General features: G+C 34.6%; 11 protein-coding genes. All 11 read right to left on the bottom strand.

Features of this window, described 5'->3' with window-relative positions; genetic code table 11:
* Positions 1-313: 313 nt before the first annotated feature.
* The 11 genes from ftsH to HMPREF2728_RS00880 all read right to left on the bottom strand — a co-directional run bounded on the left by ftsH (position 314) and on the right by HMPREF2728_RS00880 (position 11,724).
* Entirely contained in the window at positions 314-2,272 is a 1,959-nt protein-coding gene (gene ftsH, locus HMPREF2728_RS00925) for an ATP-dependent zinc metalloprotease FtsH (RefSeq protein WP_075226793.1), read from the bottom strand.
* A 16-nt stretch (positions 2,273-2,288) separates the two neighbouring features.
* Positions 2,289-2,831 (bottom strand): hypoxanthine phosphoribosyltransferase, encoded by a 543-nt coding sequence (gene hpt / locus HMPREF2728_RS00920; RefSeq protein ID WP_000890189.1) that lies wholly within the window; start codon positions 2,829-2,831, stop codon positions 2,289-2,291.
* 4 nt (positions 2,832-2,835) lie between these two features.
* Complete coding sequence (gene tilS, locus HMPREF2728_RS00915; RefSeq protein WP_075226792.1) at positions 2,836-4,113, bottom strand: tRNA lysidine(34) synthetase TilS; 1,278 nt, start codon at positions 4,111-4,113, stop codon at positions 2,836-2,838.
* Positions 4,110-5,378, bottom strand: a complete 1,269-nt coding sequence (locus HMPREF2728_RS00910) for a serine hydrolase (protein ID WP_075226791.1) — start codon at positions 5,376-5,378, stop codon at positions 4,110-4,112. Before HMPREF2728_RS00910 ends, tilS begins: the two co-directional genes overlap by 4 nt.
* On the bottom strand, positions 5,371-5,493 hold the full coding sequence (locus tag HMPREF2728_RS10900; RefSeq protein ID WP_000429332.1) for an SP_0009 family protein: 123 nt from the start codon (positions 5,491-5,493) through the stop codon (positions 5,371-5,373). The genes HMPREF2728_RS00910 and HMPREF2728_RS10900 overlap by 8 nt, the downstream gene beginning before the upstream one ends.
* Positions 5,494-5,499: 6 nt before the next feature.
* The gene (locus tag HMPREF2728_RS00905) at positions 5,500-5,868 is read right to left on the bottom strand and encodes a septum formation initiator family protein (RefSeq protein WP_000277028.1); all 369 of its coding nucleotides are present in this window, start codon (positions 5,866-5,868) and stop codon (positions 5,500-5,502) included.
* Positions 5,861-6,127: an RNA-binding S4 domain-containing protein gene (locus HMPREF2728_RS00900; RefSeq protein WP_001234970.1), complete on the bottom strand. Its 267-nt coding sequence runs from the start codon at positions 6,125-6,127 to the stop codon at positions 5,861-5,863. The genes HMPREF2728_RS00905 and HMPREF2728_RS00900 overlap by 8 nt, the downstream gene beginning before the upstream one ends.
* 64 nt (positions 6,128-6,191) lie before the next feature.
* Positions 6,192-9,695, bottom strand: a complete 3,504-nt coding sequence (mfd, locus tag HMPREF2728_RS00895) for a transcription-repair coupling factor (protein WP_083280532.1) — start codon at positions 9,693-9,695, stop codon at positions 6,192-6,194.
* Complete coding sequence (gene pth / locus HMPREF2728_RS00890; RefSeq protein ID WP_045613244.1) at positions 9,688-10,257, bottom strand: aminoacyl-tRNA hydrolase; 570 nt, start codon at positions 10,255-10,257, stop codon at positions 9,688-9,690. The genes mfd and pth overlap by 8 nt, the downstream gene beginning before the upstream one ends.
* A gap of 72 nt (positions 10,258-10,329) precedes the next feature.
* Positions 10,330-11,445 carry a redox-regulated ATPase YchF gene (gene ychF, locus HMPREF2728_RS00885; RefSeq protein WP_049530395.1) on the bottom strand — a complete coding sequence of 372 codons (1,116 nt, stop codon included), beginning with the start codon at positions 11,443-11,445 and terminating at the stop codon, positions 10,330-10,332.
* 84 nt (positions 11,446-11,529) lie between these two features.
* Positions 11,530-11,724, bottom strand: coding sequence for a DUF951 domain-containing protein (locus HMPREF2728_RS00880; RefSeq protein ID WP_075226790.1), 195 nt, complete (start codon positions 11,722-11,724; stop codon positions 11,530-11,532).
* Positions 11,725-11,763 lie beyond the last annotated feature (39 nt).

Here is an 11,763-nt window from a genome sequence, read left to right as displayed (position 1 = left end):
CTCTCTGAGAAGGGCTTTGCGGCCTTTAAACCGTTCGTCTGTCCAGAGTTTCGTTTAATTTTTTTCTTACAATAATTGTTTTTTATGAAACACATATCATTTTTTGAAAACATTTCTTCATATTATTCAAGTAACTGTTGCATTCTTGTTTTCAGAAAATTTGAATCATTTCCTCTAAGAGAGCATTGACATAGGTAAACTTGTATTTTATTTTCTATATATCGAAATCTTTGATTTAAATTTGAGTTCCCTTAACTTTTTATAAAAAAACAGAGAAAACTTGTGCCTCCTCTGTTTATAGTATTTAAGATAATTAATTTTCTTCACTCATTTTTGATTTTACTTCATCATAAGATAGTGCATGTGATTCCTCTTCTACTGTTTCAGGCATCTTTCCTGTTTCGTATAGAGATTTAATTTGTGTACTATCCAATGTTTCGTATTTCAATAATGCTTCTGCAATTAGCTTGTGAGTTTCACGATTTGACTGGATAATTTCAGCAGCTTTGTTTCGTGCTTCATTCAATAATGAACGAACTTCTTCGTCAATTTCATAAGCTGTTTGTTCTGAAATTGATTTTTGAGGGGTTTGTGCACCAAACATGGCATGACTTCCTTCATATTGTACTGGACCAAGTTTTTCACTCATACCATACTCTGTAACCATTGCACGCGCCATCTGAGTAGCTTGTTCGAAGTCATTAGATGCTCCAGTTGTTTGGACGTTAAAGATAATCTCTTCAGCTACACGTCCACCCATTAAGCCAGCTAATTGTTCTTTCATATCTTCTTTAGATAGAAGCATTTGGTCTTCCTTAGGAAGTGCAATCATATATCCGCCTGCACGTCCACGTGGTACTATGGTAACTTTATGAACAACACGGGCATTTGACAATACTAGACCGACAATGGTATGTCCTGCCTCATGGTAGGCAACCAATTCACGTTCTTTTTGTGAAACAGTCTTGTCTTTCTTAGATGGTCCAGCGATAACACGATCTTCTGCCTCATCAATATCAGAAGCATCAATCACTGATTTATTGCGACGAGCTGCAACCAAAGCTGCTTCGTTCAATACATTTTCCAAATCGGCACCAACAAAACCTGGAGTTTGTTGTGCTACCAATTTTAAATCTATATCTTCAGCTAAAGGTTTATTTCTAGCATGGACTTTCAAAATTGCTTCGCGTCCCTTAACATCTGGACGACCAACTAATACTTTTCTATCAAAACGGCCTGGACGAAGTAGAGCCGGATCAAGAACATCTGAACGGTTTGTTGCCGCAATGACAATAATTCCTTCATTTCCTTCAAAACCATCCATTTCAATCAAGAGTTGGTTTAAGGTTTGTTCTCGTTCATCATTACCTCCACCTAAACCGACACCACGTTGTCGACCAACGGCATCAATTTCATCAATGAAGATAATAGCTGGTGCTGCTTTTTTTGCATCCTCAAAGAGAGAACGTACACGGCTCGCACCGACACCGACGAACATTTCTACAAAGTCAGAACCTGAAATACTAAAGAATGGTACACCAGCTTCTCCTGCGACTGCTTTGGCAAGTAATGTTTTACCAGTTCCCGGAGGTCCTTCTAAGAGAACACCAGCTGGAATCCGGGCACCCAATTTTGTAAATCGTTTTGGATCTTTTAAGAATTCAACAACTTCAACAAGTTCTTGTTTTTCTTCCTCTGCGCCTGCGACATCTGAGAAGCGAACTTTGATATCTTCTTTATTAGCAGCTTTAGCTTTACTACGTCCAAAGCTCATTGGATTACGTCCACTATTTCCGCCCATATTTCCCATCATAGAGAAGAGGAAGAAGAATAAGATAGCAAATGGTACTACTGAAACCAGGATGTTAATCCACATACCACTTGAGCTTTCGTGTTTCACTTCAATTTGTGTTTGATGTTCACTTGCTAGCTTTTGCAAATCCGCTACAGTTGTATCTGATGGGAGGACAATACTTGTAAATTTCTCTACTTTTGTAGCAGAGGGTGTAAAAAATTGAATTCCCGTTTCCTGTTTCTCTGTCTTAGCAGTTTTGTAGACACCATACACTTCAATAACACTACCACTTGGTTGGTAGGTCATTTCTTTTACATTGTCGTTAGTGATTTCCTGAACCAATTCTGAGTACTTAATTTGTTGACTATGACCAGCAGATCTGCCAGCAAAAAAGTACTGGAATCCTGTCACTAGCAAGAAAATCATCAACAAATAAAGAAATGGATTTTTTATGAAACCATTATTTTGTTTTTGCATTCAAACACTTACCCTTCTATTTTGAGTAAACTTCCTCTTTCAATACACCTACATAAGGAAGGTTACGATAGTTTTCATTATAGTCTAGTCCATATCCTACAACAAATTCATTTGGAATTGTAAAACATGTATAATCTGCTTCGATTTCTACAGTGCGACCTTCTGGTTTATCAAGCATGGTAACAATCTTCACAGACGCTGCTTCTCTTGCAGTAAACATATCTTTTAAACTTTTCAAGGTTTGACCAGTGTCAATGATATCTTCTACAAAGACAACATGTCGACCTTTAATATCTTGAGTTACGTCTTGTTTAATATTAATGACACCACTACTTACAGTCCCACCATGATAGCTAGAGACCATCATAAAGTCCATTTCAAGATGTGTATCAATATATTTCACCAATTCTGCCATAAAAGGAATAGAACCTTTTAAAATTCCAACTAAAATCGGATTTTTACCCTCATAATCTTTTGTCAACTGAGCACCCAACTTTTTAGCTGCTTCTGTAATTTCATCTTGTGAAATCAAAATTTTCTTGATATCTTTTTCTAACATGATTTTACCTATCTATTTTTTCTATATAAAGTACAGTGTTCATTATATCATTTTTCATTTTTTTACTCAAATCACTGATTTCAATTCCTAAAACTGAACAAATTTTTCCAAATTGCTCAATGATAATAGCTTTTTCTCGTCTTTCTTTAGGAATTTTTAAATCAATAAAAAGTCGCCTTAGTTTTTTACGATGACCATTTTTTATCAAATAATCACCAGGCTGTCGATGCCTTAAAATCAACGATGTTTCACGAGAAACATTCATCTTTTGAATATTTTCCCCTTCTAGAGGGATTCCAAATGAAAATAAATAACCTTCATAATGAAGTTGATTTTGATAGTTTAACACACACTCACTACTTTTTTCATCAGACTTTGGTCTGATTTTACAAATTCTAAAGTGCTGGTATTCTTTTACAAGTTCATAACCATTTTTTATATAATGCCGATATTGACTCTTAGTTTTTAAAATATGATGAATTTCTTGAAATTGTTCTCTTGTTACATTTAAATCAGCAAAACAACTAAGGTATTGTTGTAGTAAAATTCGCTGTGTTGCCTCAGAAAAGAATAAAAACTGAGTTAAATCTTCCACATTGACTGTTTGAGATAATTCAGTCAGAGCAATTTGATAGTCAGATACTTCTTTTCCAAACTCAAAAAACGCTCTCTTTACCTGAATATTTTCTTTTTCCAGTTGTGGTAAGTAAATATTACGAACTCGATTGCGAAAATAGTAATTTTCTTCATTCGTCCTATCTTCAAAATGCTCGATTTCAGGAAAATCCTTCTTATAAAAAGACAGCAAAGGACGAATTAATTCTCCCTTATCAAACGTTTGTCTTTCTTTAATAGCTGATAAGTGTTGTAATCTAACACCCCTAATCATTCGCATAAATACCGTCTCAACCTGATCATCTGCATGATGAGCTGTTACAAGGGCTGTAGAGGAAGTTTTCCCCATTACTTTCCTAAAAAATTTATAGCGAAATTGACGAGCATTTGCTTCTGAAAAATCTCCAGTAAAATGAGCTACGTAAATTGGAACTCCAACTTGTTCAGCTAGTTTTATTAATTCATATTCTTCATGATCAGATTCTAATCGTTGTTTATGGTTTACATGAGCTAAAAATAATTCAATCCCAAGTTCTTCTTGGTAAGTTGAAAGGAGATGAAAAAGAAACATCGAATCCAATCCACCAGACAAGGCTAGTACAACTCGTGAATGATCTTTAAAATAACCTTTTTCTAGAAAATGATTTAAAAAATCTCGGTCTCTCATTTTAGGACCTCATAGACATCCTTAGCAATTTTAGAAATGGTATCATAATCAGAATTTTTGGTAAAGATTGAAATAATGAAAGGAGAATCTGTATAGACTATTCCTACATCGTGTTTAAATTCATCTGCATCCCCAATTTTATGGGCTACCTTAGCAGAAATTTTCTTAGCAATCCTCTGATTATCAAAAGCTGTTTGTGATAGGGATTCTAAAACAAAACCATTCTGATTATAAATAGATTCCATAACTTGACCAGCCATTTTAGCTGAAGCCAACTTATCTGTCACATCCCATTCCTCACCTGCGATAGTAGCCATCTCTTTTTTAAAGGCTTCATCTGATTTATTCGTAATATAATAACCAAGAATATTATGAGCTACATTGTCAGATTCTTTTGCAGTTTTTGTGATTAAATCTTTGAGTGTGTATTCTTTATTGTCTGCTGTTTTAGGGAGGCTTCCACTTCCTTCAGGTTTATAAGAACCAGGGAAATCATTAACTTCGGAAACATACTTTAATTTCGTGTCAAGTTGGTAATCACCTTGATTGATTTTTTCTTGAACATAATAAAGATAAGGCAATTTCATAACACTAGCAGCGTACATTTTTTGATCTTCATTAATCCCAGCTTCCTTACCTGTACTCAATTGTTTAATATAAATAGAGAACTGTTCATTTTGATAATTCGCAGATAACAACTCTTGTACTTTCTGGATACGATTGTCATCATCGGAAATATAATCCGTCGAAATCCAACCAGTTTGTTTGATATGTAAAAATTCATGCCCACCCGCAAAAATAGACATATCTACTTCAACATCTTGATAGGGTACCAAAGTAGATTTTAATTCTTGTTTATCATAAGGGCTATTATAGACAATAAATTCAGGTTCTAACCACACTCGTTTAGAAAAATTGTTGACAATTGAACTATCATATAAAAGTCGTTTATCGGCCATCACAAACTGATTATTAGACAATTTAAAGACAGGCTGTCCTTGTTTATTTAATCTCCATTCTAAAACAGATAATTTTGTATCTGCATTGACTTTTCCTGATTCTTTAATCAAATCTTCTGTAGAATAAACAGATGTTTCACCATAAAATTTTGGAGATTCTATAACATCTTGATAGTAAAAATGATACGAAGCGTGGGTTAAGGAATAAACTTCTTGGTTTGGAATGATAACTGGATTCTCAGTGCTTACTACTTGGACACTTTTTAAAAAAATAGGAAGTAGCAATATCACTAAAAATTTACGCATTCTTTTTTTCCTCTTCTTCCTGTAACCGTAACAGATGATTTTTTTGAGCTAACTCTTCTAATTTTTCATCTGATTGACTTAAAAATTGTTCAATAATATCTAATAAATTTTCCATTTTACATTACCTAGGAAGTAAGTCCGGAATAGTATAAACTTCTTCCCATGATTTTGAATAGTAATATTTTGCACGCAAATACTTGGCTGCGTATGTTTCGTCCTTTAATTTGGTTGCAAGATTTGATTCTTTATCTTTTTCATCGCTCAATTCTTGATACTGTTTTTTCAGATCGGCTAACTGTTGGCGACGTTCGAGTAGTTGCTGATAACTTTGAGTCAAATTATAGGTTGGTAGGATGAACAACAACATAATCAAAATCAAAACCCAGCCCATAAAACGATTTCGTCTTTGTCGTTCTTCCATCAAGTATTTACGACGTTGGTGTTCATTTTGAATAAAAGAATTATTCATTTGCACAATTTTTTTATACATCGTTTTCTACCCTTGTTTCACTGATAATTTCATACATACCTGCAGCATCTTCTTTTTTAGTGCTATCTTTCATTTCTAACACTTTTACGAGCAACAATTTATTTCCAAAACGAATTTCAACTTGGTCATTGATTTTTAAATCTGTAGAGCTCTTAGCAAGAATACCATTTACCTTGATACGTCCCTTATCTGCAACTTCCTTAGCCACTGTACGACGCTTAATAATTCTTGATACTTTTAAATATTTATCTAATCTCATTTTTATTACCTCAAATTATTATTGTACCATTTTTCTACCTTTTATAGAAGAAAAAAGATAACTCCTAATGTGACTCTTTTGATTCTTTTATGTTTGCTAATGATTCTCCAAAAGTTAAAAGACCTTCTAAAATCTCATAATCCTTTTTATTACGAATATCAAAAATAACTTCGATTAAACCTTGATTTTCTGAAATATTGGCCTTCAAACTTGTCTGAGATAAAGCCTGGAAATAATCTTGAGTTAAGAATAGTTGTTGAGATATTTTTTCAAATTGAATAACAAGTTTATTATTTCTTCTTTCAACACGATTGACAAATACTTTATCAAGATATGCTTTAGCTAATCCAATTTCTAAAAGGTAAGCAACCACATCTGGATATTCTCCAAAACGATCGATCAACTCATCTTGTAATCCCTCATAGTTGACACGGTTATCAATCTGACGAATTCTCTTGTAAATTTCAATTTTATGTCGTTCATCTGAAATGTACTCATCCGGAAGATAAGCGTCAATTTGTAGAATTAATTCTGCATTTCCTTTTTCACGTTTTTTGTCAGTTCCATTTTTCTTAGCTATCGCTTCTTCCAGCAACTGAGAATACAACTCAAAACCAACAGAATCAATAAAACCAGACTGCGAGCTTCCTAAAAGATTCCCAGCTCCACGAATGGATAAATCTCGCATGGCGATTTTGAAACCGGAACCTAGTTCAGTGAAACCTTTTATGGCTTCTAATCTTTTCTCAGAAACTTCTGTCAGGGTTTTATCTGGACGATACATAAGATAAGCATAAGCAATTCGGTTACTACGACCAACCCGACCTCTTAATTGATACAAGGTAGACAGACCCATATGATCCGCATTTTCAATAAATAAAGTATTTGCATTTGGAATGTCCACACCTGTTTCAATAATTGTAGTGGTGACAAGAATATCATACTGTCCTTCTATAAAGTCAAGTAGCGTATTCTCCAAACGAATTTCACTCATTTGTCCATGAACAAATCCAATCGAAGCTTCTGGAATCAGTTCTTGTAACTCTGAAACCTTCTTTTCAATCGTGTCAACTTTGTTGTAAAGATAGTAAACCTGACCACCACGATCCATTTCTCTCAATACAGCATCGCGAATGACACGATCATTCTGTTCAAGAACATAGGTTTGAACAGGATATCGATTGGTTGGAGGAGTCTCTATGACTGATAAATCTCGGATACCTAACATAGACATGTGGAGGGTTCTAGGAATTGGTGTAGCTGTCAAGGTTAAGACATCAACCTTCTTTTTTAATTCCTTCAAAGCTTCCTTATGCTTAACACCAAAACGTTGCTCTTCATCAATAATCATCAACCCCAAATCAGCAAACTCAACATCTTTAGATAAAACTCGATGAGTTCCTATCAAAATATCTACTTGACCTTTTTTCAATTTTTCAAGTGTCTCAGTCTGCTCCTTTTTACTTCTAAAACGACTCAAAACATCCACATTGACAGCAAATTGTTCAAATCTTTCTTTAAAATTACTGTAATGTTGCTGAGCAAGAACGGTAGTTGGCACTAAAACAACAACCTGTTTATGATCATTGACAGCCTTAAATGCAGCTCGCATAGCTACTTCTGTCTTACCAAATCCAACATCTCCAACTAAAAGTCGGTCCATCGGTTGAGAAGCCTGCATATCTTTCTTGATTTCTTCGATACTTCGAAGTTGGTCCTCAGTCTCTACATATGGGAATGCTTCGTCAAAAGCGTTTTGGTCTTCATCATCTTTTGAAAATGCAAAACCTTTAAGTTGACTTCTCTCTGCATATAACTTAATCAAGTCATCTGCAATATCTTCAACTTGGCTCTTTACTTTTTGCTTCGCTTTTTTAAAACGTCCATCGTTTAATTTGTTTAACTTTGGAGCCTTACCATCACTAGAGACATACTTAGAAAGAGTCTGTATCTGCTCCACAGGAATAGAAATACGATCTCCATTTTGATATAGAACACTTACGTAGTCTCGATGAATTCCTTTGATTTCAATCGTTTCAATCCCTAAATATTGCCCAATACCATGAATTTGATGAACAACATAGTCTCCTTTTTGGAGCTCGTTATAATCCTTTAATCGCTCAGCGTTGCTTATATTTTGTCTTCTATATTTCCGTTTAATCTTCTTTTTAAAAATCTCATATTCAGTGATAAATACAAGATTTTCATCTACAAAATGAAACCCATGTCGCAGATTTCCTTCAACAAGATTGACAGTTCCTTTACAGATTTCACTTTCGTCATTATTGTCAACTTTAATATCGTATTCATCAAGAATCGTTGACAGTTTCTTTAGTTCAGTATTGCTACTTGATTGAAGAACAATCGTATACTTCAATTTTTTATAACGTTCAATTTCCTCTTTCAGAAAAGAAAACTGATTAAAGAACTCCTGCATAGGATATTGATTGAACTGATACAGATGATGAAATTTTAAATTTCCAAGCCCTTTTTGAAAACTTGAAAAGAAAGTCGCTGGTACATATTTTTTAAACTGACTTTCTACATCAGCAAAATATTGTAAACTTGATACTGTTTTACTGTTGTGTAAATCTTCTGTAAAGTAGCTAGCTGTTTCCTTATCAAAAGCATCGTACTGGGTCATGATTTTTTGAAAATCATCAAAGATAATAGGAACTTGATTCAAATAGTCTATCAAGGTCCACTGTTTTTTATAAAATACAGACAACAACTTGCGAATATCTACATGAAGAACTTGCTCTTTCGTACAACTAAAAACTTCTTCTAAGTAAGACTTTAAAGTCGGAGAAAGTGCCTTATCAATCTCATGTTCTAAAAATTTCTGGCCACGATGATAATCTTCATGCGTTAACAAAATATCACTAGCTGGATAGATTAGTACTTGAGTTTGACTCTCTTTTGATAATTGAGTTTCAGTATCAAATTTTCTAATACCATCAATCTCATCTCCAAAAAATTCGATTCGGTAAGGGGATATTTGAGAGGTTTCAAAGATATCCAGGATATCTCCACGAAGGCTAAATTCTCCCTGACTTTGAACTTGTGTAACTCTCTTATAACCAAGGGAAATCAAGTGATTTTTTAATTCTCTTTGTTCGCATTCTTGCCCCACTTGAAGTTCTAAGATACTATCATCAAAAACTTGAGGACTTGGTAAGAATACCCGACTAGCTGCGACGTTACAAACTAAAATCCCTCTTTGAGACTCATCTCTTAGAAACCGTAAAGCTTCAACCCGAGAAAAAATCTTTTCCTGAGATGATACCAAAAATTCAACCATTGGTGAATCATCTACTAGAAATGGATAAACCAGATCAGAACCTAATATGGAGATTAAATCATTAATCAGACGCTCAGCCTCTCCATATGTGGAAGTCATCACTAAAACCTTATCCTGACTCTTCAGACTACTAGCAATCGCTAACGATTTTGCTGAGCCAGAAAGACCTAGCAATAATTGTCTTTGTTGCTGTGGTAAGTTCTTATGCCAAGATAGAATTTGTTTATTTTCTAAAAAGAAATCGATTAATGCCATTTCCTTACCCATTATATTTCTGCATCGTCTTTTCAAAGTTTTTTTCTTGTAAATAATAATTTACAGCATCGTCAACCTTGTCAATTGACTGTAAAATACCAATATAATCTTCTTGATCAAACTTACTCAAAACATGATGAACTACTGACATTCCTTTTTTAGGTCTTCCAATGCCAATCTTTACACGATTAAAAACCTGTGTACCGATATGTTGAATAATCGACTTAATTCCATTATGACCACCAGCTGATCCTTTAGCACGAAGACGAATTTTTCCGACTTCCATGTCAAGATCATCGTAAATAATCAGTAAATCTTCAATATCTAAACCATAGTAGGTTAACAATGCATGAACAGCTTTTCCACTTTCATTCATAAAAGTCGTCGGTTTCACCAGATAAATTTTTTCACCGTTAAGAAAAAATGAGGCTAACTCAGCTTGGAATATCTTATCGTGTGTAAAGGTAACATTCTGTTTTTTTGCTAGTTGGTCAATCAGCATAAAGCCAACATTATGTTTAGTTTCAAAATATTTATCTCCTGGATTTCCCAATCCTACAAGTAATTTTGTCATTTATATTTCCTTTCAAAAGTCAAAAGGGTTGGAATTTTTTTCCAACCTAATTGACATTATTTTAAATACTGATTAAACGTTAAAGCGGAATTCCATAATATCGCCATCTTGCACGACATATTCTTTTCCTTCTTCACGCAAACGTCCAGCTTCTTTTACAGCCTTTTCAGAGCCGTATTTTACCAAATCGTCATAAGACATGGTCACTGCACGAATAAATCCTTTTTCAAAGTCAGAGTGGATGATACCAGCTGCTTGAGGAGCTTTCATGCCACGTTTAAAGGTCCATGCACGAACCTCTTTTTCACCAGCTGTGAAGTAAGTTCCAAGTCCTAGTAGATGATAAGCAGCTCGAGTCAATTTGTCAACTCCTGATTCTGTCAAACCAATGGCTTCAAGAAACTCTTTTTTATCTTCATCGTCTAACTCAGAAATTTCTTCTTCAGCACGCGCAGAAATAACCACTACCTCTGCATTTTCTGTTGCTGCGAATTCACGAATTTGCTTCACATAATCGATAGAATCTGGTTCTCCAACGACATCCTCATCAACATTAGCTACATAAAGAACAGGTTTCGTGGTCAAAAGGAAAAGACCTTTGACTACTTTTTGCTCTTCATCTGTAAATTCAATGGTACGTGCTGATTTACCGTCTTCAAGAACAGGTTTAATCTTTTGAAGAACGTTAAATTCTGCAACTGATTCCTTATCTTTTTGCGTACGCGCCATTTTTTCTACACGCGCATAGCGTTTATTGACTGATTCTAAGTCAGCAAGAATCAACTCTAGGTTAATAGTATCAATATCTGCTAGCGGATCCACAAAGGCATCTTCACGACCTTGCTCACGCATGACATTTTCATCATCAAAGGCACGAACCACATGAACAATCGCATCAACTTCACGGATATTGGCCAAGAATTTATTTCCCAAACCTTCTCCTCTTGATGCTCCTTTTACAATACCTGCAATATCTGTAAATTCAAAGGTTGTTGGAACTGTCTTTTTAGGAGTAATCATTTCCGTCAATTTTTGGAGGCGTTCATCTGGAACTTCTACCATTCCAACGTTTGGATCAATGGTCGCAAAAGGATAGTTTGCAGCCTCTGCTCCTGCTTTTGTAATTGCATTAAATAGGGTTGATTTACCAACGTTTGGTAAACCTACAATACCTGCTGTTAAAGCCATAGTTTCTCATTCTCCGTTCACATTTCAATCTTCAATATTATAACACAAAAAGGGAAAACTTGCTAACTCTCTTACGATGGGGTTTTAGTCGATGATTTTACTCATTTTTCTTTCAAAATCATAGCGACTCATCATGACCACATGATCACAATTGCTACATTTTATTTTGATATCTGCACCAACACGAGTAATTTCCCAGCGATTTGCCTTTTTGCCTGTTGACTTAATCGTACAAGCATGTGTTTTTTTCATTTCAACAAAATTTCCAACTTGATACATAGTTAGTCTCCTTTTTCTTTTTCGATTATATCATAAAAG

Source organism: Streptococcus sp. HMSC061D10 (assembly GCF_001808865.1).
Taxonomy (GTDB): Bacteria; Bacillota; Bacilli; order Lactobacillales; family Streptococcaceae; genus Streptococcus.
The sequence above is the reverse complement of the archived record's forward strand: the minus strand, read 5'-3'. Positions and strand labels throughout refer to the sequence as shown.